At 66.0% G+C, this 21,840-nt stretch carries 22 protein-coding genes; 9 read left to right on the forward strand and 13 right to left on the reverse strand.

Going from position 1 to position 21,840, the window contains the following annotated elements; translation table 11 throughout:
* Positions 1-607: 607 nt before the first annotated feature.
* A complete protein-coding gene (locus tag RhoFasB10_RS11805) occupies positions 608-1,186 on the reverse strand; it encodes a TetR/AcrR family transcriptional regulator (RefSeq protein WP_068429244.1) in 579 nt (192 codons plus the stop codon).
* A 77-nt stretch (positions 1,187-1,263) separates the two neighbouring features.
* Between RhoFasB10_RS11805 and RhoFasB10_RS11810 the strand changes: the two genes are divergently transcribed.
* The 4 genes from RhoFasB10_RS11810 to RhoFasB10_RS11825 all read left to right on the forward strand — a co-directional run bounded on the left by RhoFasB10_RS11810 (position 1,264) and on the right by RhoFasB10_RS11825 (position 4,372).
* Entirely contained in the window at positions 1,264-1,683 is a 420-nt protein-coding gene (locus tag RhoFasB10_RS11810; protein ID WP_068429241.1) for a VOC family protein, read from the forward strand.
* A gap of 28 nt (positions 1,684-1,711) precedes the next feature.
* Positions 1,712-2,485, forward strand: coding sequence for a PIG-L family deacetylase (locus tag RhoFasB10_RS11815; protein ID WP_068429239.1), 774 nt, complete (start codon positions 1,712-1,714; stop codon positions 2,483-2,485).
* Between the two features lie 118 nt (positions 2,486-2,603).
* Positions 2,604-3,551, forward strand: a complete 948-nt coding sequence (locus RhoFasB10_RS11820) for an ATP-binding cassette domain-containing protein (protein ID WP_068429236.1) — start codon at positions 2,604-2,606, stop codon at positions 3,549-3,551.
* The gene (locus tag RhoFasB10_RS11825) at positions 3,548-4,372 is read left to right on the forward strand and encodes an ABC transporter permease (RefSeq protein ID WP_068429233.1); all 825 of its coding nucleotides are present in this window, start codon (positions 3,548-3,550) and stop codon (positions 4,370-4,372) included. The genes RhoFasB10_RS11820 and RhoFasB10_RS11825 overlap by 4 nt, the downstream gene beginning before the upstream one ends.
* A 10-nt stretch (positions 4,373-4,382) precedes the next feature.
* Here RhoFasB10_RS11825 and RhoFasB10_RS11830 read toward each other — a convergent pair whose 3' ends face one another.
* Positions 4,383-7,607, reverse strand: coding sequence for a BTAD domain-containing putative transcriptional regulator (locus tag RhoFasB10_RS11830; RefSeq protein ID WP_308115294.1), 3,225 nt, complete (start codon positions 7,605-7,607; stop codon positions 4,383-4,385).
* Positions 7,608-7,769: 162 nt separating this feature from the next.
* Here RhoFasB10_RS11830 and RhoFasB10_RS11835 point away from each other — a divergent pair, with 162 nt between their 5' ends.
* Complete coding sequence (locus RhoFasB10_RS11835) at positions 7,770-9,026, forward strand: Hsp70 family protein (protein WP_167676516.1); 1,257 nt, start codon at positions 7,770-7,772, stop codon at positions 9,024-9,026.
* A 60-nt stretch (positions 9,027-9,086) separates the two neighbouring features.
* Positions 9,087-9,956 carry a 1,4-dihydroxy-2-naphthoate polyprenyltransferase gene (locus tag RhoFasB10_RS11840; protein WP_167676518.1) on the forward strand — a complete coding sequence of 290 codons (870 nt, stop codon included), beginning with the start codon at positions 9,087-9,089 and terminating at the stop codon, positions 9,954-9,956.
* Here the strand turns inward: RhoFasB10_RS11840 and RhoFasB10_RS11845 are convergent.
* From RhoFasB10_RS11845 to RhoFasB10_RS11855, 3 genes are read right to left on the reverse strand one after another with little or no spacing between them, the layout of a single operon-like run.
* Positions 9,953-10,333 (reverse strand): phage holin family protein, encoded by a 381-nt coding sequence (locus tag RhoFasB10_RS11845; protein WP_068429223.1) that lies wholly within the window; start codon positions 10,331-10,333, stop codon positions 9,953-9,955. The two genes, RhoFasB10_RS11840 and RhoFasB10_RS11845, sit on opposite strands and share 4 nt — an antisense overlap.
* A gap of 54 nt (positions 10,334-10,387) precedes the next feature.
* Positions 10,388-10,936 (reverse strand): Clp protease N-terminal domain-containing protein, encoded by a 549-nt coding sequence (locus RhoFasB10_RS11850; RefSeq protein ID WP_167676520.1) that lies wholly within the window; start codon positions 10,934-10,936, stop codon positions 10,388-10,390.
* A 3-nt stretch (positions 10,937-10,939) separates the two neighbouring features.
* Positions 10,940-11,149, reverse strand: a complete 210-nt coding sequence (locus tag RhoFasB10_RS11855) for a hypothetical protein (RefSeq protein WP_068427468.1) — start codon at positions 11,147-11,149, stop codon at positions 10,940-10,942.
* Positions 11,150-11,256: 107 nt separating this feature from the next.
* Here RhoFasB10_RS11855 and pepN point away from each other — a divergent pair, with 107 nt between their 5' ends.
* A complete protein-coding gene (gene pepN, locus RhoFasB10_RS11860) occupies positions 11,257-13,707 on the forward strand; it encodes an aminopeptidase N (RefSeq protein WP_167676522.1) in 2,451 nt (816 codons plus the stop codon).
* Positions 13,708-13,798: 91 nt separating this feature from the next.
* On the opposite strand, the gene RhoFasB10_RS11865 is transcribed toward pepN, so the two are convergent.
* Together RhoFasB10_RS11865 and RhoFasB10_RS11870 are read right to left on the reverse strand one after the other, a co-directional pair.
* Positions 13,799-14,887 (reverse strand): PLP-dependent cysteine synthase family protein, encoded by a 1,089-nt coding sequence (locus RhoFasB10_RS11865; protein ID WP_068427462.1) that lies wholly within the window; start codon positions 14,885-14,887, stop codon positions 13,799-13,801.
* Positions 14,887-15,207 (reverse strand): DUF4229 domain-containing protein, encoded by a 321-nt coding sequence (locus RhoFasB10_RS11870; protein WP_068427461.1) that lies wholly within the window; start codon positions 15,205-15,207, stop codon positions 14,887-14,889. Before RhoFasB10_RS11870 ends, RhoFasB10_RS11865 begins: the two co-directional genes overlap by 1 nt.
* A 236-nt stretch (positions 15,208-15,443) precedes the next feature.
* On the opposite strand from RhoFasB10_RS11870, the gene RhoFasB10_RS11875 reads away from it, so the two are divergent.
* Both RhoFasB10_RS11875 and RhoFasB10_RS11880 read left to right on the forward strand, forming a co-directional pair.
* On the forward strand, positions 15,444-15,656 hold the full coding sequence (locus RhoFasB10_RS11875) for a BldC family transcriptional regulator (protein ID WP_068427505.1): 213 nt from the start codon (positions 15,444-15,446) through the stop codon (positions 15,654-15,656).
* A gap of 100 nt (positions 15,657-15,756) precedes the next feature.
* Entirely contained in the window at positions 15,757-15,957 is a 201-nt protein-coding gene (locus RhoFasB10_RS11880; protein WP_068427459.1) for a hypothetical protein, read from the forward strand.
* A 39-nt stretch (positions 15,958-15,996) separates the two neighbouring features.
* On the opposite strand, the gene RhoFasB10_RS11885 is transcribed toward RhoFasB10_RS11880, so the two are convergent.
* The 6 genes from RhoFasB10_RS11885 to RhoFasB10_RS11910 all read right to left on the reverse strand — a co-directional run bounded on the left by RhoFasB10_RS11885 (position 15,997) and on the right by RhoFasB10_RS11910 (position 21,833).
* The gene (locus RhoFasB10_RS11885; RefSeq protein WP_308115233.1) at positions 15,997-16,995 is read right to left on the reverse strand and encodes a MinD/ParA family protein; all 999 of its coding nucleotides are present in this window, start codon (positions 16,993-16,995) and stop codon (positions 15,997-15,999) included.
* Positions 16,996-17,130: 135 nt separating this feature from the next.
* Positions 17,131-18,099, reverse strand: coding sequence for a c-type cytochrome biogenesis protein CcsB (ccsB, locus tag RhoFasB10_RS11890; RefSeq protein ID WP_068427458.1), 969 nt, complete (start codon positions 18,097-18,099; stop codon positions 17,131-17,133).
* Positions 18,100-18,102: 3 nt separating this feature from the next.
* Entirely contained in the window at positions 18,103-19,764 is a 1,662-nt protein-coding gene (locus tag RhoFasB10_RS11895) for a cytochrome c biogenesis protein ResB (RefSeq protein WP_068427457.1), read from the reverse strand.
* Positions 19,761-20,579: a cytochrome c biogenesis CcdA family protein gene (locus RhoFasB10_RS11900; RefSeq protein ID WP_068427456.1), complete on the reverse strand. Its 819-nt coding sequence runs from the start codon at positions 20,577-20,579 to the stop codon at positions 19,761-19,763. Before RhoFasB10_RS11900 ends, RhoFasB10_RS11895 begins: the two co-directional genes overlap by 4 nt.
* A complete protein-coding gene (locus RhoFasB10_RS11905) occupies positions 20,576-21,169 on the reverse strand; it encodes a TlpA disulfide reductase family protein (protein ID WP_167676526.1) in 594 nt (197 codons plus the stop codon). Before RhoFasB10_RS11905 ends, RhoFasB10_RS11900 begins: the two co-directional genes overlap by 4 nt.
* Positions 21,162-21,833 carry a histidine phosphatase family protein gene (locus RhoFasB10_RS11910; protein WP_068427452.1) on the reverse strand — a complete coding sequence of 224 codons (672 nt, stop codon included), beginning with the start codon at positions 21,831-21,833 and terminating at the stop codon, positions 21,162-21,164. Before RhoFasB10_RS11910 ends, RhoFasB10_RS11905 begins: the two co-directional genes overlap by 8 nt.
* Between the last annotated feature and the right edge of the window lie 7 nt (positions 21,834-21,840).

Genomic DNA, 21,840 nt, shown 5'->3' on the forward strand with positions numbered 1-21,840 from the left:
TGCGAGAGCGACTTTCCGTGCGCAGGCCTGATTCTCCAGGACCGCGACCTGCGACAGTTCACCCAACACCGCCGTGTCGATGACCGGTTTCTTCTGTGGTCCGACGTATTTCGCGAACGCGCTGCGCCTAGTGAACGGCATGGATTCAAGCCCCCGACTCGATTCGAACTTATGTTCGACTATACCACCGGAGATCGGGATGTCAAGGAAACTGGTTGTCTCGCAGTGCATTACGATCGAATCGGCACTATCACATGCCACCGACAAGAACGCGCCACGAACCGGGGTCGCGGGCTTCCCTCCACGACGACGTAGCGGCGGACCCTGCTTCGAACGCCCTCTACAGCGCTGCGCCGCATGAAGTTTCGGCCCGCCCCAAAGTGCGGTCATCCTCGACAATCGAATCGAACGCGACCGATCACTGTTCGACGGGTGAAGAATCCGCAGAAGGCGTCGGTCGCAGCCCTGACCGCTACCGGCGCCTGCGTGGGTGTCGGCGCAGCACTGGTGTGACGTTCGGCGTTACCGCAAGGCGCAGACGCCGTCGACTACTTCTCTGTCGCTGAGCCTTCGCGACCTACGCCTCACCGGCCGAGCCTGAACGACGTCACGACCGCAACGCCCCCAGCAACCGGTCGAGCATCGCGTGCGCATTCCGACGATCCTGCGGGGCTGCGTCGGCCCTGGCCAACCACAGTGCAGCCTCGTTCATTGCCCCCGACAACATGACCGCAGCAGGGTCGGCCGACGCGCCGGACAAACCGAGCAACTCCGCCAAGCCCTCCCGCAGAAGCCTGCCCGAATGCCGGGCGTCGGACTCCCGCCACGTCGCCCACCCGAGAACCGCAGGCCCGTCGACCAGCAGAATCTGTCGATGCGCGTCGGAACACGCGGCGTCGACGAATGCGTGACAGCCGTCGACCAACTGACCCCAGTCCGTGTCCGCGCGTGACGCGGCGTCCGACACCGCGTCGGCGACACGCTCGGCGACCAGATCGAGCACCGCCGCGAAAAGGCCGTTCTTGCTTTTGAAATGGTGATACACCGCGCCGCGCGTCACACCCGATCGAGCCGCGACGTCTTCGAGACCGACGCCGGAAAATCCCGACTCCGCGAACATCTCACGCGCAACGTCGAGCAAGTGCGCAGTCGTGACGGCGCTCTGCTCCTTCTTCGTCGGACTCATCGTTTCCTCCCTTGATACGTACACAGTGTATGTGTAGTCTCAAACACATACAGACTGTACGTATCTATAGGAGGTCCATGATGCTCAGCAGCTTCTACCCCGTTCTGATGACCCACGACGTACGCGCCACGGCGTCGTTCTACGTCGAAACGTTGCAGTTCGAGACGACGTTCGACAGCGACTGGTACGTCAGTCTCAGACGCGACCCGAATTTCGAACTCGCCATCCTGGACGCGTCGCACGAGACGATTCCGCCCGCACTTCGCCACCCGTCCCGCGGAACGCTTCTCAATCTGGAAGTCGACGACGTGGACGCAGAATACGACCGCCTCGTGGTGCGCGGCGGTGCCACGCTTCTGCTCGACATCCGCAGCGAGGACTTCGGTCAACGACACTTCATCATCGCCGCACCGGACGGCGTCGGACTGGACATCATCACCAACATCGCTCCGACCGCGGAGTTCGCCGACAGTTACGCACCCGCAGCCACGAAATAATCGACGGGGCGTGCAAGCATGTCCCTTCATGAGCACACTTGTCTGCTTTCACGCCCATCCCGACGACGAGGTCTTCAACACCGGCGGCGTCATGCGCCTCGCGGCCGACGCGGGGCATCGGGTCGTGCTGGTCACCGCGACCGACGGTGCCCTCGGCGAGTTTCCCGACGGCATTCTCGCCGAGGGCGAGACCCTGGCCGAACGTCGCAAGACCGAGCTTGCGACATCTGCGGGCATCCTCGGTGCGGATCGAGTCGTCATGCTGCACTACGCCGACTCCGGTATGGCCGGAACACCCGAGAACGACGCGCCCGACGCATTCTGCAACGTCGACGTCGACGAGGCAGCAGGCAAGCTCGCCGCCGTACTCGACGAGGAGAACGCCGACGTCCTGACCATCTACGATCCCAACGGCGGCTACGGGCACCCCGATCACATCCAGGTGCACTACGTCGGCGCGAGGGCCGCGGAACTGGCCGGGACGAAGAACGTCTACGAGACGACAGCCAACCGCGACCACATGAAGAAACTCGTCGAGCTCAACCCGAACTGGGCCGACGAGGACAACTCGCTCGACCTCGACACGTTCGGGCTGCCCGAGTCGGAGATCACCACCGTCGTCGACGTCAGCACGGTCATGGATGCCAAGCGCAACGCCATGCTGGCGCACGAGACGCAGGTCGGTGACTTCGGGCCGTTCCTGCAGATGCCCGTCGACATGCTGCAGGCCGCGTTCGGGCGTGAGTGGTTCAGACGCGTCGGCGGCGGCCCCAGTCTGACGGAAACGGAACTTCCGCTGTAGTGCGCCTGGCGGCGCTCGTGCGTGAATAGTTGGAGCGGAGGCCAACTTTCCGCGCACGGGTGCGACGCGCATGTCCCGTGCAAGCGTCGTGCAAGCGGACGGGTGCACTGTTCGTGGCATGACACCAGCTATCGAGGCAGTGGACCTCGTCAAGATGTTCGGCTCGCACCGCGCCGTGGACGGCGTATCCCTGACGGTTCCCGCAGGCGCCGTGTACGGCGTCCTCGGGCCGAACGGTGCAGGCAAGACCACGACCGTTCGCATGCTCGCCACCCTCCTGCGTCCCGACGGCGGCGCGGCGCGCATCTTCGGCCACGACGTCATGTCCGACGCGACCGCCGTGCGCTCGCTCGTCGGCGTCACCGGCCAGTACGCCTCCGTCGACGAGGATCTGTCGGCGACCGAGAACCTCGTCGTCTTCTCCCGGCTCCTCGGCCTCGGCCGAAAAGAGAGCCGCCGCAAGGCCTCCGAGCTGCTCGAGGAGTTCGGACTCACCGAGGCCGCGAGCCGTCCGCTGAAGAATTTCTCCGGCGGTATGCGTCGTCGACTCGATCTCGCGGCCAGCCTCATCTCCTCCCCTCCCCTGCTGTTCCTCGACGAACCGACCACCGGTCTCGACCCACGCACCCGCGCGCAGATGTGGGAGACGATTCGCCGACTCGTCGCCCAGGGCTCCACCGTTCTGCTGACGACGCAGTACCTCGACGAGGCCGATCAGTTGTGTGACCGGATCGCCGTCATCGACCGCGGCAAGGTCATCGCCGACGGCACGGCGGACGAGCTCAAGGCGTCGGTCGGCATCTCGTCGCTGCAGCTGACACTCGCCGACGGCACACAGTTCGACGCGGCCCGGTCCATCGTCGCCGCGCAGCTCGGCGTCGAGGTGTCGGCGTCCGCCGAATCCGGCCGTCTCACCGCACCGATGACCGACCCGTCGCACACTCCCGAGATCTTGATTCGGCTACGCGAGCACGGCATAGCCGTCGACGAAATCACCGTCTCCAAGCCCAGCCTGGACGAGGTCTTCATGACCATCACCGGACACGACACGATCGAGGCCGCATGACCACGACACTCACCAAACCCGAACCCGCACAACGACAACTGAACCCGCAGCGCACCATCTCGCTTCGACAGTCCGTCGCCCATTCGCTGACCATGGCGTATCGCGGACTGCTCAAGTTCAAGCACAACCCGGAACAACTGTTCGACGTCGTCTTCCAGCCGGTCATCTTCACCTTGATGTTCGCCTACATCTTCGGCGGCGCGATCAGCGGAAACGTCGACGCGTACCTGCCGCTCATCATTCCGGGCATTCTCGCGCAGACGGTCATCACGACCTCCGTCGTCACCGGCACACAGCTGCGTGAAGACATGGACAAGGGCGTGTTCGATCGCTTCAAATCGCTTCCCATCGCCCGTATCTCGCCGTTGGCCGGGGCACTGACCGCCGACGTCGTGCGCTACTTCATCGCCACCGTCATCACGTTCGGCACCGGCTACGCGATGGGCTACCGACCCGGCGGCGGAGCACTCGGCATCCTCGCTGCAGGCGCACTGGTGATCTTCTGCGCATGGGCCATCAGCTGGATCTTCGCCCTGATGGGCGTCCTGATGAGCAAAGCCTCGTCGGTACAGGGGGTGTCGATGATGATCCTGTTCCCGTTGACGTTCCTGTCCAACGCATTCGTGCCCGTCGACACGATGCCTGGCTGGCTGCAGACGTTCGTCGGCGTCAACCCGGTTTCACACCTCGTGACGGCTGTTCGCGAACTGTCCAACGACGGGCACGTCGGAATCCACGTCCTGTGGTCGATTCTCGGCGCGGCGATCGTCGTCGCGGTCGTCGCACCACTCACCGTCAGGGCGTACATGCGCAAGGCGTGACGTTCCCGGGTCAGGACCGAAGCAGCTCGAGTATCCCTTCGAGCGCTTCGGTTCTCGTCGTCTTCGCGACACGGGCAACCTGGTCGTCGACGACGGCGTCGCCGAGAACGCGTCGTGCCGCGTCGAGATGCAACTGGGGACGCATGGTCGAGTAGTCGTGTCGTGCATGCACTTTCACCGACAGCGCGAGGAGCTCGACGCCTCGTCCGGGGTCACGCCCGGAGTGGACGTCGAACGATCCGACGGCACAGGCGACCGATCCCAACTGCGGCAGGTCCCGGAACTCGTTGGTTCCGAGCCGTCGCAGTGCGACCTCGGTCAGAACGACGACGGTGTCGGCGATGCGGCCCGCAGCACCGTGCAGCACGTGAGCCGCGACGGATGCGGCGGCGAGCAGCGTCAGATACGGGTCGGTGGGTACGTCGGCCGAGAAGCCGGCGATCTCGGTGGAGCGACGGTACAGCGCGAGGCCGGATTCGATGTTTCCCTCCGCCAGGTCGGCCTCTGCACGCGTGGCGGTGATCGACGCCAGACGCTGATCCTGCTGATCGGCATCCGAGCTGATCGACGACTCACCGTCCACGCTCATCGCAGCGACGTCGTCGATCAGTGTGCGGCCCTCGGCAATTCGGCCGTCGGCGATGAGCGCAGCACCGGCGAACCCGCGCATCTGTGCGCTCTCGTCGAACGAATGCAGACGCCACAGCAGATCGGCTGCGCGCGCATAGTGCGACACGGCGAGATCTGCTCGGCCCGACTGTCCGTGAATACTTCCGAGACTCTGCGACGCCGACGCGGCGGCCCACGTGTCACCGCGGTCGACGGCGAGTGCGTAGGCGACGTCCGCGTCGCGCGCGGCAAGGTGCAGGTAGCCGAAGTTCTCGGCGAGCCCCGCTCGAACCATTCGTGCTGCACAGCGACGCGCGGGCTCGTCGGCCCGGACAGCATAGGCCAGTCGTCGTGGGAGACCTCGACCGTCGGTACGTCCGACCAGGACCTCCGCGACGAACCGCAGGCCCGGCTCGACACCGGAACGCGCACGTAGGCTGCGGCGCAACCGAGTTCGAATGCGTGCCGCATCCCGGATCTGACCGCCGCGCCCGACGTGCGCCAGGAGCACGACGTGGGCGAGCACGAGAGAATCGTCGTCGACATTCACGACCGCAGGCGCGTCCGTCATCCGCGGCGCCCAGTTCAGCACCTCGGTGTGCGCGCCGCGCAGCGACCAGAAGAAAGCGAGCGCCGCGAACACCGTGTACGCCTGCGGCCACCGCTCGTCGTCGACTGCATGGCGCAGTACGTCGACCAGGTTGTCGTGATCGGCTTCGAGCATGCGGATCACCGAGATTTGGTCTGACGTACGAAAGCCCGCGACCGCAGTGCGCGCGGCGGCGGTTCCCCACGCGAGCAGTCGCGCCCCGACCTCCGCGGCCTCGTCCTCGCGCAGTTGTTCCTCACCGAATTCCCGGACCGTCTCGAGCATGTGGTAGCGCACGTGCTCGTTCTCGTCGACGACGGTCAGCAACGACTGGTTCACGAGCCCGTCCAACGCATCGGCGACGTCGTCGACGCCCGCGAACCCGGCGACTCGCTCGGCCGCGTCGACGGTGAATCCCGCTGGGAAACGACACAATCGGGCCAACGCACGTTGTTGCGGCGGCTCCAGCAGATTCCAGCTCCACTCGATGACCGCGTGCAACGTCCGGTGCCGCACGGGACGGGTGCGATCGGTGCTGCGCAGCAACGCGAATCGATGCTCGAGCCTCGCATTGATGTCTGCGACGGTGAGGGTGCGCACGCGGGCCGCAGCCAGTTCGATGGCGAGAGGCAACCCGTCGAGCGTGCGACACAGACGATCTACCTCGATCGGGTCGAACGACGCCGCCGGCCGCACCGCCCGCGCTCTGGACACGAACAATTGTGCTGCGGGAGAGTCGATTCCACCGGCGACCAGAGGAGGAAGCGGGTACGCGGATTCGGACGTGATCGACATCGGGGACCGGGAGGTGGCCAGCACCGTCAAAGAAGCACTGGCACCGACCAATTCGTCGACGATCTCCGCCACGTCGTCGATCAGATGTTCGCAGTTGTCGAGAATCAGCACTACCGCCCGACCGGACAACGCCTCCCGCAGACGCTCCCCCGCGGTCCGTACACGACCACCACCGATGCCGCCGATCTTCAGATCCGTCTCGCTCAGCCCGAGCGTTCCACTGATGGCGGCCACGACGTCCTGGCCGCGACGCAACGACGCGAGCTCGACGAGCACGACCGGCACCGATGACGACGCGCGCGAGCCGATTTCGTGGGCAAGACGCGTCTTGCCGCTTCCGCCCGGTCCGACGATGGTGGTCACCCGAGCCCGAGTCATCAGCGATTCGATCGCGGCGATGTCGCGCTCGCGGCCGATCAACTCGTTCGGCGCGGCACGCAACCCCACTGCGACGGGGGTGCGCGGCACGGTCGCCGACAGAATTTCGGCGTTGAGGTCGACGAGCATGGGCGACGGGTCGGTTCCCAGACGGTCGGCGAGGTTCTCCCGCAGCTCGGCGAACACCGCGAGAGCCTCGTTCGATCGGCCGAGGCCGTGCAGGCATCGCATGAGATCGGCAGCAGCCCGCTCGTCCAGCGCATCCCGTGCCGCGACGCGGCGAGCCGGCGCCAAGGCCCGCTCGAAGTCGCGCAGCCCGAGCAGAGCCTCGATCTCGATCGCGTCGAGTGCATCCGACGCGGCGTCCGCACGTGCTTTCAGGTCGTCGCCGACGGTTCCGTTCGGCAGATCGGATGCAGGCTCGCCTCGCCAGAGGGCGCGAGCCTGCCCGACCAGGTCGAGAGCCGCGTCGACATTCCCGGACGCGAGGTGACCGCGAGCCTGCCCGACGCGGGTTTCCGCGCACGTCAGGTCCAGCTGTTCCGGCGTCAGTACCAAGCGGTACCCGGCAGGGCTGCTCGAGAGAGTGTCCGGTGGCAGGACGGCCCGAAGCCGGGAGACCTGGGTCTGCAGCGCGTTCTTCGGGGCCCGCGGGGGCGCGTCGGGCCACACGTCGTCCAGGAGCGCGCCGACGCTCCGGCTGTGCCCCGGCGCGCACGCCAACGCGACGAGCAGAGCCCGCGCCCTGGCGCCGGGAATGGACACGAGTTGCCCGTCGATCCGGGTGCTGACAGCACCCAGCACGCCCACGTCGATCCTGACGGCGGGGGCGTCGACGTCGACTGCGCGAGTATCCAGAGGCACCGATCGACATCGTAAGTGAGTGTGCCGACACGGTCCCACATTCAGCCCCTGGTCGGTTATCGATCAAAAAACAAACCGAAAGACGGTATAGTGCGACGGGGGTCACCAGGACGCGCAGGTGGAGGAACTGCCGAATCGGGGAGTGGGAGGGCGCGAGAAGCAATGGTGTCGATAGGAATGTCGATGGGCGCGAGCGGCATTCGTGCCGTGCGCACGGCCGACGGCGTGTCCTTCTCGGCCGAATGGTTCCCGTCTGCGGCCGACGTTCCCGACGCCGACGACGTCGCGCACGCCATCCGGACCATCGTCGACCGCTCCGACGCACCGCACTCGCTCGGCGTCGCGTTTCCCGACCCCAGTTACTCCGCAGCGCTGAAGGCGGCCCTCGTCGAGGAGTACGTCTCGGAGGTCCATATCATCTCCGAGATCGCGGGCACCCTCGAACAGCTTCGGGCCGACCCCGATTTCCGCTACCGCACGGTGGCGATCTACGACCTGGGCGCCACCGGCCTGGACATGACCGTCGCCGATACCGACAGCGGCACGGTCTATGCCGCGACGAGGTCGCAGGATTTCAGCGGCGACGTCCTCGATCTCGCGGTGCGCGACTATCTCATGACGCTCGACATCCTGGCCACTCCGCGTACTCCGGACGAGGAAGCGGGACTGCTGGCGTTCAGCCGCGAGATCAAGGAAGCGTTGTCGACGCACGAGGCAACCCAGACGTCCGACGGCGCCTTCCGACTGATGGACCGGCGGATGTTCGAGATCTGCATCATGAGGGCGGTCGAGCGGTCCGCGATCGCGCTACGCGACCTCGCGGAGATGTCGGAGATTCCGCCGGAAGCCGTCGTCGCGATCGGAGGCGGGGCCCGGATCCCGCTGATCGAGGACATTCTTGGGCGCTACCTTCAGCTTCCCGTCGTCAGGCCCGACGCACCGGACTTGATCGCGTCGCGAGGCGCAGCGCTGTACGCGACACGTGTCGACGGCGTGCGCAACGCCGCTGCGCCCCCTGCCAGGCGCAGCGCGAAATCGCTGCTGACGCCGCTGCTGCGCTTCGGTCTGCCGTCCGTCGTCGCATTCGGGTTGTTGTCGTGGGTCATGTGGCCGTCGCCGGAGGCGGAATCGACGATGACCCGCGTTCCTGCTCCTGCTGTCGACACGTCGTCGACGCCCGTCACCGCGACACAGCTGCTGACCACCCTCCCGCCACCTGCTCCCGTCGTCGAGAACACCCCCACGATCGAGGCGCCCCCCGCCGAAACGCAGGCGTCTGCGCCGAGTGTGCCGAGCTACGACACCGGCGGGTACGTCGAACCCGCTGCCCCGCCGCCACCTCCGCCGCCATTCCAGTTGCCGCGCATCGAGTTACCGCAGATTCAACTACCCGTTCTGCCGCCGTTGCGTTTTCCCTAGGTTCTCCGTGTCTCGACACCTCCCGAGACAGACCTGGACGGTATGCGCAAAGATCGATGAATGGCCACCACAGCGCAATGGATCGAAGGCGCCCGTCCGCGGACGTTGCCGAATGCAATCGCCCCCGTACTCGTCGGAACGGGCGCGGCCGCATCGCTCGATGCGGCGGTGTGGTGGAAGGCGCTGCTCGCGCTCGTCGTGAGCCTGGCGCTGATCATCGGCGTCAACTACGCCAACGACTACTCCGACGGCATTCGCGGCACCGACGACGAACGCGTCGGACCGCTCCGGCTCGTGGGATCGAAGTTGGCGTCGCCCGGCTCGGTGAAAGCCGCGGCGATCGGATGTTTCGTCGTCGGCGGTGTCGCGGGACTGGTTCTCGCGGCGACGACGGCCTGGTGGCTCGTCGTCGTCGGCGCGGTCTGCATCGCGGGCGCCTGGTACTACACGGGCGGCACGAAGCCGTACGGCTACGCGGGACTCGGCGAAATCGCCGTGTTCGTGTTCTTCGGACTGGTCGCGGTGTTGGGCACGCAGTTCGTGCAGGCGGACCGGGTCGACTGGGTCGGTCTGGTCGCGGCGATCGCCGTCGGGTCGTTCTCGAGTGCAGTGCTCGTCGCCAACAATCTCCGGGACATCGACACCGATCCGGATTCGGGAAAGCTCACGCTCGCAGTCAAATTGGGCGACACGCGGACACGACTGCTCCACCTTGCGCTGATGGTGGTGCCGTTCGCCGTCACCGTGGCTCTCGCGGCCCGGACGCCGTGGGCGCTCGTCGCGCTGATCGCTCTGCCGCTGGCGGCACGGGCCAACAAGCCGGTGCGGTCCGGGCAGACAGGATTCGCGTTGATCCCCGCGCTTCGCGACTCCGGCCTGGCCATGCTCGTCTGGGGCCTGACGACCGGAGCCGCACTGGCGTTCGCCTAGCGGCGTTCCGGGACGAACGCTCCCAGCAGCCAGTTGACGATCGAGATGATCAGCGCGCCCCAGAAGGCCGCGCCGAACGTGGCGATCGTCAAGCCGTACTCGGTGGCCGACGAGATCCACGCCGTCAGCATCAGCATGAGCGCGTTGATGACGAGGGTGAACAGGCCGAGCGTCACGATGAGCAGTGGGAGCGACAACAGCTTCACCAACGGCTTGACGAACGCGTTGACGATCGTGAACACCGCAGCGATCCCGGCCAGGACGAGCAGGTCCCAGGCGGTCCCCCGCCCCGAACTCGATACGGCGATCCCGGACACCCACTGGGCGGCCAGCCAGATCGCGACTGCATTGATCACGAGCCGTACGAGAAATGTCATGCGAGCCACCCTACGTGCGCGCGAATGTACAGCCCGCTATACATTGCCACTCACCTAGGCAGCTCTGTTCAGCCATTCCGCGATCCGCCGACGCAACCGACCCGGATCAGGCACGACGGCGGTGAAGCTGTCGTCCGCTCCCCTGATCAATCCGAGCAGTAGATGTTCGGATCGGATCTCGGAGTCCTTGCGCGCAATGGCTTCGCGCAGAGACAGTTCGATTCCCTTCTTCGCCGCGGGCGTGAACGCAAGGTGCCCGGTCCGACGGTTCAGCCATCCCCGCTTCTCCTCGACCGGACGGTCCAACGCGCCCTCACCGAACGACGCTTCGAGACTCGCACGCACGGCGTCCAAATCGATGCCTATCGACTCCAAGGCTTTCGCGTCGACGTCGCCGAGCGCACGACCGTCCGCCAGCGTCGCCCGCACCGAGTCGACGGTGAATCCCTCCGCATCGAGCACCGACCGGAGCGACGAATCCGCCGTGTCGATGATGCCCAGAAAGACGTGTGCCGGTTCGATTTTCGACGCCTTCTGCTCTCGCGCGAATTCCTGAGCGGCGACGACTGCCATGCGCGCGCTGCCGGTGAATCGTTCGAACATCTCCTACCTCCCGTTGTGCTTCTTGTGCACGGCTTGCTTGCTGACGTCGAGGGCGTCGGCGATGGCCTGCCAGGACCATCCCTGCCTGCGCGCATTCGTCACCTGAATCGCTTCGAGCCGCTCGAGCAGCCTGCGCAGCGCGAGGACGGCGCGCAGACCCTCACTCGGATCGGGACTGCCTGCTGCGGCGGCGAGAGTCGTTGCTTCGGTCATGGTTGTCAATCTAGGTTGACGGGACGCGTTCGTCAACCCACGTTGACACCCTACGTGCGTGCGAATGTACAGCCGGCTATACATTCGCGCGCACGTAGGGTCTAGTCATGAGCACCGCGAACCTGACCCGGACCGAAACCCGCCGCCGCTCTCGCCACATCGACAACGTCACCTATCGTGTCGAACTCGATCTGCGCGGCGCCGTCGACGACTCGTCGACCACGTTCGGTACGCGCACGACCATCACGTTCGACGCCTCGACACCCGCCACCTGGCTCGACTTCATCGGCGCCGAGGTCAGGTCGGTCACCCTCGACGGTGCCGAAATCCCGGTCGAGTACGACGGTGCGCGCATCCAACTGGTCGGACTCGGCGAATCCAACACCGTCGTCGTCGACGCGGTGGGACGCTACAGCCGGACGGGTGAGGGCCTGCATCGCTTCGTCGATCCCGTCGACGACGAGGTCTACCTGTACACGCAGTACGAACCCGCCGACGCACGACGGGTCTTCGCGAACTTCGAACAGCCGGACATCAAGGCGCCGTTCACGTTCCAGGTACAGGCCCCGGAGAACTGGGAGGTCCTGTCCAACCGAACCGGCACCACGAACGGATCGACGACGACGTTCGAGCCGACGCTTCCGATCTCCACGTACATCACCGCGATCGCCGCCGGCCCGTACCACCGCGCCGAATCGGTGTGGCAGCGCGGCGATCTCACCGTCGAACTCGGGTCACTGTGCAGGAAGTCCCTCGCCGAGCACTTCGATCCCGACGACATCTTCGAGATCACGAAGCAGGGCCTCGACTTCTTCCACGAGAAGTTCGACTTCCCCTACCCGTTCGGCAAGTACGACCAGATCTTCGTTCCCGAGTACAACCTCGGCGCCATGGAGAACCCGGGACTCGTGACCTTCACCGAGTCGTACGTATTCCGTTCCGCCGCAACCGAAGCGCAGTACGAGCAGCGCGCCAATACGATCCTGCACGAGATGGCACACATGTGGTTCGGCGACCTCGTGACGATGGAGTGGTGGGACGACCTGTGGCTCAAGGAGTCGTTCGCCGACTTCATGGGCGCGTTCGCATCCGCACACGCCACGCGCTTCACCGACGCGTGGGTCAGCTTCGCGAACCGCCGCAAGGCATGGGCATATCTGCAGGACCAGCTTCCGACGACGCATCCCATCGTCGCCGACATCCCGGACCTCGAAGCCGCGAAACTGAACTTCGACGGCATCACCTACGCCAAGGGCGCCAGCGTCCTCAAGCAACTCGCGGCATACGTCGGCGAGGATGCGTTCTTCGAGGCGTCACGCCGCTACTTCGCCGAATTCGCCTACGGGAACACCACTCTCGCAGACTTGCTGACGCACGCGTCCTCAGCATCCGGGCGGAACCTGGAGGACTGGTCCGCAGCGTGGTTGCAGACGACGGGCGTCTCGACGCTGACCTACACCGGCACGGGCGTCGAGCAGACCGACCCGCGACCGCATCGCATCGCCGTCGGCCTGTACGACGCGGACGTCGACGGCACCATCGTGCGCACGTCGCGTCGCGAGATCGACCTGGTCGACGCGTTCACACCGCTCGAACTTCCCAGCGCCGCACTGGTTCTCCTGAACGACGACGATCTCACCTACGCGAAGATCCGATTCGACGACCGTTCGCTCGACACCATTCGTACGTCGCTGGGAAGCGTCGTCGATCCCCTCGCGCGCGGGTTGATCTGGTCGGCACTGTGGAACGCGACGCGTGATGCGCAGCTCGACCCGCGCACCTACCTCGACATCGCGTCGCGCTTCGCTGCATCGGAGAGCAAGGTCGGCGTTCTGGCGGCGGTCGTCGCCAACGCTCAGTACGCGATCGATCACTACCTCGCCGATTCTGTTTCGGCAGCAGATGATTGGCTCGCCACATGCTGGTCACAGCTCGAAACCGCGGACCCGGGCAGCGACGCTCAGATCGTCTGGCTGCGCGCCGTCGCCGCCGCCGCGTCACGCTCCGACGTGCGATCCGGGCAGCTCGACCGCGTTCTCGACGGCACTCTGCCGATCGAAGGAATCGACCTCGATCCCGAACAGCGATGGATGCTGCTGAAGGGCGTCAGCGCCCGCGGAAACGCATCGTCGACGCGTCTCGACGCCGAATTGCAGACGGACGGAACGGCGTCGAGCCGTAACTCGCATCGCGCCGCGATGGCAGCGATGCCGAACGCCGACGCCAAGGCCACGGCATGGTCGGATCTGTTCGACTCCGACGAGCTGTCCAACGACGCGGTCGACGCGGCCGTGTGGGGATTCCGAGCCGGCGGCCGTCGCGATCTGCTCGAACCGTACGACGAACGCTACTTCGCCTCGATCGCCGACCTGTGGTCGACGCGCAGTATCGAGATCGCCCGACGCCTCGTCGTGGGTCTGTTCCCGCAGCAGGATTCGACCGACGCCGCCGACGCCTGGCTCGCGGCGCACGAATGGGCGCCCGCCGCGCTGAGGCGCCTGGTCGTCGAGCAGCGTGATCACCTCGCGCGCGCGTTGACGGTGCAGCGGGCGTTCTGAGCCCGTGACCGCGCAGGTTGCAGCGCACGCGCACGTTGCAACCTGCGCACCTGCTGGAACCTGCGCGGCGGGCGGCTGAGCTGACTGCGACCTAGACCCTGAACTCCCCGGTCCGAGCGAACCCCTCCAACGTCGCCGTCGGGCCGGTCAGGTCCATCCCCTGCCCTGCTACCCAGTCGTCGTCGAAATACGTTCCGGCGTAGCGCTCTCCGCCGTCGCACAGCAGTGTGACGACGCTGCCCTTCTTTCCGGCGGCGATCATGTCGGAGATCAGGCCGAAGGCTCCCCAGAGGTTGGTCCCGGTGGAGCCGCCGACGCGTCGGCCGAGCACCGTCGAGGCGTGCCGGGCGGCGGCGACGGATGCAGCGTCGGGAACGGCGATCATTCGGTCGATGACCTGACCGACGAACGACGGTTCGACGATGGGCCGTCCGATTCCCTCGATGCGCGACGGTTTGCCGGTCGAGAAACCCGCATCACCGGTCTCGTAGCCACCGATGAACGCCGAGTTCTCGGGATCGACGACGGCCAGACGCGTCGCATGACGCCGGTAGCGGATGTAGCGGCCGATCGTGGCGCTCGTCCCGCCGGTGCCCGCTCCGACGACGATCCACGTGGGGATCGGCGACTCTTCCTTGCCGAGCTGGTCGAAGATCGATTCGGCGATGTTGTTGTTGCCGCGCCAGTCCGTTGCGCGCTCGGCGTGCGTGAACTGGTCCATGTAGTGCGAGTGCGGCTCCGCCGCCAGCCGGTGCGCCTCGGTGTACATCGACGCGGGGTCGTCGACGAAATGGCAACGCCCGCCGTGGGATTCGATCAGTGCGATTTTCGCGGGGCTCGTGCTGCGCGGCATGATGGCGACGAATTTCAGGCCGAGCAGCCGCGCGAAGTACGCCTCGCTGACGGCCGTCGACCCGGACGACGCTTCGATGACCGTCGTGTTCTCGGTGACCCAGCCGTTGCAGATCGCGTACAGGAACAACGACCGCGCCAGCCGGTGCTTGAGGCTGCCGGTGATGTGGGTCGACTCGTCCTTCAGGTAGAGCTGCACCCCCCACGCGCCCGGCAGCGGGTACCGCAGCAGGTGCGTGTCCGCGCTTCGTTGCGCGTCGGCGTCGATCAGCCGGACCGCGTTGTCGACCCACTCACGCGACACCGAGTGGTCGACGACGCGCGACACTACTGTCCGTCCTCGCCGCGCAGCTTCGCTTGCAGTTCGGCGCGGGCTCGGCGACGGCCCTCGTCGACCCCTGCGATGGATTCGTTGACGCGGATGCGGAGCGATTTGAACAGCACCAACGACAACGGTAACGAAATGAGGACGGCGAACACCGCAGCGACGAGAACGGGCACTTCGACACCGACGAGGAGACCGATGCCGATGATCGCGGCCGCGATGACAACGACGAGCAACAGCCGGGCTCCCGAGTAAAGCGCGACGTCACGGAACAGTTGTCCCTTGGTCGCGGTGGGCACGGGCTTGGCATTGCGTTCGTTCACGAACCCCAGGTTACCGCCCCGACCGCGCCCGATTCGGACCGCCTGACTTATCCGATTTGTCTATTACCTCCCCTTTACCAACTTTAGATCAGTCGAGTACCTAGGGGTTCGAGTGCCACCATGGAGCCCGACATCGAAAGTTGTTTCATTCACGTCACGGCAACGGCCGACGACGAGCAGCGAGAACGACCGGTTTCCGCGCTGCCGTGACACAGCATGCAGGAGGACACGACAAGATGAGCGCACCAACACTGCACAAGGCTCAGGACGCATTGCTCACCCCGGGACAGGTAGCCGCGCTCTTCCACGTCGATCCGAAGACCGTGACCCGCTGGGCACATGCAGGACGACTCGGATCGCTTCGCACTCCCGGAGGCCACCGTCGCTTTCGCGAGGCCGAGGTGATGCAGCTGCTGACCTCCCTCACCACCGAGGCCGGTCACCGGTAGGTCGCCGTTCGACGCAGGCGCCGAATTCTCAGGAAACTGCGAGCCGCGTAGGGTGCCAACGGCTCCCCTGCGCGGCTACCCTCGTATGAGGAGGTGCGTCGTGATCTATCTTTTGGCGTTGATCGGTTTGATTGCAGTGATCGTGTTGTTCTGGAAGGCGTTCGGACCCACGCGTCAGGCGCCCGCAGGCAAGGTGATCGGCCCTGACGACGACCCTGAATTCCTGTGGCGCATGAACCGTGACGCGAAGCGTTCCGGCAAGGACGGCCCGGATACCAGCTCACCGGAACCGACCGAATAGACCTGCGGGACAACCGAAGAACACAGACCAGCCCGCTGCTCACGCGCGGGCTGGTCTCGTCTTACCGCCGCTCGACTCGTCGGCCTCGCGCGCTCGCTCGACGTCCCCCGGTCGATTGCTCGGGAATCCGGCGGCGACGGCGGCAGCGAGTTCCAGCAGAGCGTGCCTCGTACCGCGACGCAGTCGCTTCAAGTCGATCTCGGCGCCTTCCTCGAGATGCGGGTCGAAGGGAACGATCACGACCTGCCTGCATCGCTGCTCGAAATGTTCGACGACCTTCGGTACATCCACCTTCCCCGCCCGTGGGCGGACAGCGTTGACGACCGCGACCGACGAACGCACGAGTTCCCGATGCCCGTGCGCGTCGAGCCAGTCCAACGTGGCCGACGCGCTGCGAGCTCCGTCCACCGAACTGGAGCTGACGACGACGAGCGCGTCGGACCCGGCGAGAATTCTGTCCATCGCCGAGTGCATCAACCCGGTTCCGCAATCGGTGAGCACGATGTTGTAGAACTTCTCGAGCAACGTGACGGTGCGGTCGTAGTCGCTGCCGCTGAACGCGTCCGACACTGCCGGGTCGGAATCCGACGCGAGCACCTCGAGCCGATACCGATTCTGTGACGTGTACGCGCGGACGTCGCTGTAACGACGCAGATCGTCGATGTCCCGCAACAAATTTCGTACCGTCGCGGGGGTCTCCGTCGGCACCTTCTGACTCAGTGTGCCGCGGTCCGGATTGGCATCGACGGCGATCACGCGGTCGCCGCGGATGCTTGCGAACGTCGAGCCGAGCGTCGCCGTCGTCGTGGTCTTCCCAACGCCACCCTTGAGGCTGAGGACCGAGACGCGGTAGCAGCCGACGAGGTGGCGGTCGACCTGCGTGGTCAGGCGAAGCCATCGTTCGTCGCGGGCGCTGTTGCCGACGTGAACGCGTCGGCCGGTGACCTCGTACAGCCACCGACGCCACCCCGAATGCGGCGGCGGTGAGGCCGTCTTGATCAGCAGGGCGTTGGTCAGATCGAGCGCCGACGCCTGCACGACGGGCGGCAGGCGTTCCGGCTCGGGTGCGGCAGGCTCCCCAGTGCCCACCGATTGCCACGACGTCGTCTTCTGTTCGGCCACGAGCGATCCCCCATCGCTGTCGACTGCTCCCCCGACGCCGGAGGCTACCAGCTAGTTCAGACCGGCATACGAATGGAGACCCGAGACGACCATGTTGATGATGAAGAGGTTGAACAGCATGGCGATGAATCCGGCGACGTTGATCCAGGCCGCACGGGTGTTACGCCATCCCGACGTCGCACGGGCATGCAGGTACGCCGCGTACACGATCCAGGTGATGAACGACATCGTCTCCTTGGGATCCCAGCCCCAGAAGCGGCCCCACGCCGCCTCGGCCCAGATGGCGCCGAGGATGACGCCCGCACCGAACAGTGGGAACGCGACGATGGTGGTCTTGTACGCAAGCCGGTCGAGCGCCTGGGCGTCCGGAAGCTTGGACGCGAAACGACCCCAGAAGCCGGTGCCCTCCTGTCCGGGCTCGTTCCGGATGCGGAGCAGGAAGAGCACGCTGGCCACACCCGACACAAGGAAGATGCCGCTGCCGACGCTGACGATGGTGACGTGGATCGGCAGCCAGTACGACCGAAGCGCGGGAACGACGGGTGCCGCGTCGGCGTAGAGCTTGGTCGCCGCCAGGAACATCAGAACGATGACCGGAGCGAGCACGAACACCAGCATCGGACGCATGGACCGCCTACGCAGCAGCAAGATCGATGTCAGGGTCGCGGCCGCGGTAGCCATCGCGACGAACTCGTACATGTTGCCGAGCGGGAAGCGATCGGTGGCGAAACCACGCAGCACGACCGACGCCGCGTGCAGCGCCAGCGCCGGGAACAGCAGTGCGTAGCCCATGCCCGCGAGGCGGTCGGACATCGGGCGCTTCGGAGTCTCGACTACACGGCCGGGCACATCTTTAGCCGTGACAGGTGCACCACTGCCGACCAGATCACGCGCCTGCGCCTTCGACGCCTTCATCGATGCGTACTGCGCGGTGAGCAGGATGAACGCAAGCACGTAGATCGTGAACGCGGATTCGAAGCACAGATCGCTGTAGTGCGCGAGTGTCTCGTTGATCGGCATCGGTCAGTTCTCCTGGTTGGTCCGGTCAGCGGTGGGCCGGTCTGCAGTGGACACGTCACCGATCAGCTTCTCGCAGAGCCTGTCGAACTCGTCTCCCCAGCCCGCCTGATCGGTACGGGCGAGCCCGCCAAGCTCTACTACAGTACGTCGTGTATCGGGTTCCGTGGTGAGCCGGACCCAGACGCGACGTCGTTTGACGATCAGCGAGACCAGCAGGCCACCCATCATCGTCAGCGCGAACACGAGCACCCACGTCTGCGCGGGGTCGTGCGAGACCTGCAGGTTCACGAATTCCTCGGCGCCGTCGAAGCGGACGGTCGTGCCGTCGGAGAGCGTCGACGTCTCCCCCGGCTTCAGGTTCACTCGATCCTGCTTGACGAGCCTGCCCTGATTGATCATTTCCTTGTTCAGCGAGAACAACGACTGCGGGTAGCCGGTGTCCAGACCGGTGTCACCCTTGTAGATGTCGACGGCGACGGCCGGATCCGTCATGGCCGGATAGCTCGACGACAACAGGTTGCCGTGGAAGAACGCCGTCGGCGCGAACAGTCCCTCGATCGCGATCTGATTCTTGCGACGCTCGGTCGCGTCGGGATAGAGGCCGCCGGGCGGGTCGATCCGCAGCACGCCGCTGGAGAGGAACGTCGTCGCATCCGTCGGCTGCCACTGGATGGTCTCGGTGCGGGTCTCGCCGTTCGGGAACGTCACCGTGAACGTCGGCGCGTACCCGTGCCCCTGCAGGTAGACACGGTCGCCAGCGACGCGCAACGGGTGGTTGACCTGCAGCGTGTCGTCACGCCAGACGTTGTTCGTCAGGTCGTCGCCCGCCTGATATTCGATGTTCGACGTGAACATCTCGGCCTGGCCGTTGTCGAGGTAGTCGGCCTTGAAGTCCTTGACGCGGATGCACAGCGGCTCGAGGCCGGTGCCGTCGACGAGCTGGCCGGCACGGAACCCGTCGTAGATCGCGGGCGACGTGCTGCAGAATCCGGGGCCGTCGTTGGCGATGACGACGACGTTGCCTTCGTAGCCGAGGAGTTTGCCGAGAGCGATCGCCGCGAGCAATCCGACGAGCGACAGGTGAAAGACGAGGTTGCCGAACTCGCGGAGGTAGCCCCTCTCGGCCGAGAGAGTCACGGTGTCGCCGGAACCCCTGCGAGCGACCCGCCACCCACGTAGCTGCGCCGCGACCTTGTCGGCGGTGTTCTCCGCCGACTCGTCGGTCGTGTAGGTGCGGTGGTGAGGCAGACGCGCGAGATTGCGAGGCGTCGGAACGGGCTTGGTGCGCAATGCGCGTCCGTGTTCGACGCACCGCGGCACGATACAGCCGACGAGCGAGATGAACAGCAACGCGTAGATCGCGGTGAACCAGAAGCTGGAGAAGACGTCGAACAGTTCGAGCTTGTCCATGAGCGGGCCGAGAGTCGGCCGGGCTGCGATGTATTCGTCGACCTTGCCCGAGTTCAGGCTTCGCTGCGGAACCAGCGCGCCGGGAATGGCCGCGAACGCGAGGAGGAACAGCAGAACCAGCGCGGTGCGCATGCTGGTGAGACTGCGCCACGTGTTGCGCACCAACGCAAGTGCGCGTCCACCCGCGGACTGACGCGGCGGGTTCTGCGACGGCTCGGCGTCGAGGTCCGTCGTATTGCTGGTCGTATAACTCATATGGGAAGCACCACATCGGACACGAAAGCGTCGCGGACCCAGCCCACGAACACGTCCCACGCACCCGTGACGAGTGCAATTCCTACTGCTATCAACATGATTCCGCCGAACACCTGTATCTGTCGTGCATGGGTGCGAAGCCATCCGACTCCGCGAAGAGCGCTGGCCGAACCGAACGCGAGAATCACGAACGGCAGGCCGAGTCCGAGGCAGTACGCGACGATCAGCACGACGCCTCGTGCCGCCGTCGCACCCTCGGTTCCCGCTGCGAGCGAGATGACACCTGCGAGCGTCGGCCCGAGGCACGGCGTCCAGCCGAGCGCGAACACACCGCCGAGGAGGGGCGCACCGACGAGGCTGCCGATTCGACGCGGCTCGAACCGGACGTCGCGCTGCAGCGCAGGCACGAGACCGATGAACACCAGGCCCATCGCGATGGTGACGACACCGCCGATGCGCATCAGCAGGTCACGGTTGACCGACAGCACCGAAATCGCACCGAACACCGTCGCCGTGGCCAGCACGAACACGACGGTGAAGCCGAGCACGAACAGTCCGGCGGCACCGGCGACCCGTAGCTTCGTCGACGTCCGAACCTTCGTCGTCGCGGCTTCCGACGCGGTCACCGCGGGCGCGTCGGCGCCGACGACACCCGCGAGGTACGACAGGTAGCCCGGTACGAGCGGCACGACGCACGGCGACGCGAACGACACCAGACCGGCGAGCAGGCAGACGCCGAGCGCGAGGACGAGCGGGCCCGTCGACGCCGTCGTCTGGAACGTCTCGCCTATCCCTGCCAGATGGACCGTGCTCACTGCTGACCTGACTCCTCGCCCGCGACTCGTTCGACGACGGGCTGCAGATCCTCGGCGAGGAGCTCACGCAGGAACACCGCGGCGACGCGGTGCTGCTTGTCGAGCACGATCGTGGTCGGAACGACCGACGTCGGGATACCACCGAGCGCGGACAACGTGCGCATCGGCGGGTCGTAGATCGACGGGTACGTCACCTTGTTGTCGATGACGAAGTCCTGAGCCTTGTCCTGGGCGTTGTCGCGAACGTTGATGCCGAGAAACTGAACGCCGAGATCCTTGGTGCTCTCGAAGACCTTCTCGAGGTCGTCGGCCTCGCCGCGGCACGGGCCACACCACTGGCCCCACACGTTGAGCACGACGGCTTTGCCCTCGTAGTCGTCGAGCGAGGTGGTCTTGCCCTCTTCCATCAGGTCGGGACCGGACAGCTCACCGATGGTGCCTCGATCCGACGGCGGATCGTAGTAGATCTCGGTCTGCCCACCGGGCGAGACGAAGTCGAACGTGCCGCCCGTCGCGACCGCGTCGGTGCCCGTCGCGCAGCCCGCGGTGACGGCGACGACAGCGAGAGCAGAGGCCAGAACCTTACGCACCGGAGACCCTTGGATCGCTGGCACCCGCAGGCTCGGAGTAGACGATGTCGACGAGCGTGTCGCCTTCGTAGACGAGCGACGTCAGCGACGCGAGCCCGCACTGCCGATGCCGCGGGTCGTGCCACAGACGATCGCCCTGGAGAAAGCGTCGCAACGTCCAGACCGGGAGCTGATGGCTGACGCAGACCGCCTCGTGTCCGACGGCCGCGACCCGTGCCGCGTTGACGGCAGCGAGCATGCGATGCGCGATCTGCAGGTACGGCTCGCCCCACGACGGGGTGAACGGGTCGCGCAGCTTCCACCAGTGGCGGGGCCGACGCAGCGCGCCGTCGCCGACGGAGACGCGCAGACCCTCGAAGTCGTTTCCGGCCTCGATCAGGTTCGCGTCCTCGGCGATCGTCAGGCCGTGGGCCTGCGCGATCGGCGCCGCGGTCTCCTGTGCGCGCTGCAGCGGCGATGCAACGACGTGGGTGATGTCGTGGCCGGCGAGAGCGCGGGCCACCGCAGCAGCCTGCGACTGGCCCGTGACGGACAGCCGGAAACCGGGCAGGCGTCCGTACAGGATGCCCTTCGGGTTGTGCACTTCCCCGTGTCGCAGAACATGCACGATGGTCCGCGTCGCCTGATGCGGATGGGTCTCGCTGGAGTCGGATGTGCTGGGCACAGGGCTG

Source organism: Rhodococcus sp. B10, assembly GCF_011770055.1.
Lineage (GTDB): Bacteria > Actinomycetota > Actinomycetes > Mycobacteriales > Mycobacteriaceae > Rhodococcoides > Rhodococcoides kyotonensis_B.

Coding starts and splice junctions, on each gene's coding strand:
- RhoFasB10_RS11805 (WP_068429244.1), bottom strand. CDS start 1,186: ATGAGTCCGACGAAGAAGGAGCAGAGCGCCGTCACGACTGCGCACTTG.
- RhoFasB10_RS11810 (WP_068429241.1), top strand. CDS start 1,264: ATGATGCTCAGCAGCTTCTACCCCGTTCTGATGACCCACGACGTACGC.
- RhoFasB10_RS11815 (WP_068429239.1), top strand. CDS start 1,712: ATGAGCACACTTGTCTGCTTTCACGCCCATCCCGACGACGAGGTCTTC.
- RhoFasB10_RS11820 (WP_068429236.1), top strand. CDS start 2,604: ATGACACCAGCTATCGAGGCAGTGGACCTCGTCAAGATGTTCGGCTCG.
- RhoFasB10_RS11825 (WP_068429233.1), top strand. CDS start 3,548: ATGACCACGACACTCACCAAACCCGAACCCGCACAACGACAACTGAAC.
- RhoFasB10_RS11835 (WP_167676516.1), top strand. CDS start 7,770: ATGGTGTCGATAGGAATGTCGATGGGCGCGAGCGGCATTCGTGCCGTG.
- RhoFasB10_RS11840 (WP_167676518.1), top strand. CDS start 9,087: ATGGCCACCACAGCGCAATGGATCGAAGGCGCCCGTCCGCGGACGTTG.
- RhoFasB10_RS11845 (WP_068429223.1), bottom strand. CDS start 10,333: ATGACATTTCTCGTACGGCTCGTGATCAATGCAGTCGCGATCTGGCTG.
- RhoFasB10_RS11850 (WP_167676520.1), bottom strand. CDS start 10,936: ATGTTCGAACGATTCACCGGCAGCGCGCGCATGGCAGTCGTCGCCGCT.
- RhoFasB10_RS11855 (WP_068427468.1), bottom strand. CDS start 11,149: ATGACCGAAGCAACGACTCTCGCCGCCGCAGCAGGCAGTCCCGATCCG.
- pepN (WP_167676522.1), top strand. CDS start 11,257: ATGAGCACCGCGAACCTGACCCGGACCGAAACCCGCCGCCGCTCTCGC.
- RhoFasB10_RS11875 (WP_068427505.1), top strand. CDS start 15,444: ATGAGCGCACCAACACTGCACAAGGCTCAGGACGCATTGCTCACCCCG.
- ccsB (WP_068427458.1), bottom strand. CDS start 18,099: ATGCCGATCAACGAGACACTCGCGCACTACAGCGATCTGTGCTTCGAA.
- RhoFasB10_RS11895 (WP_068427457.1), bottom strand. CDS start 19,764: ATGAGTTATACGACCAGCAATACGACGGACCTCGACGCCGAGCCGTCG.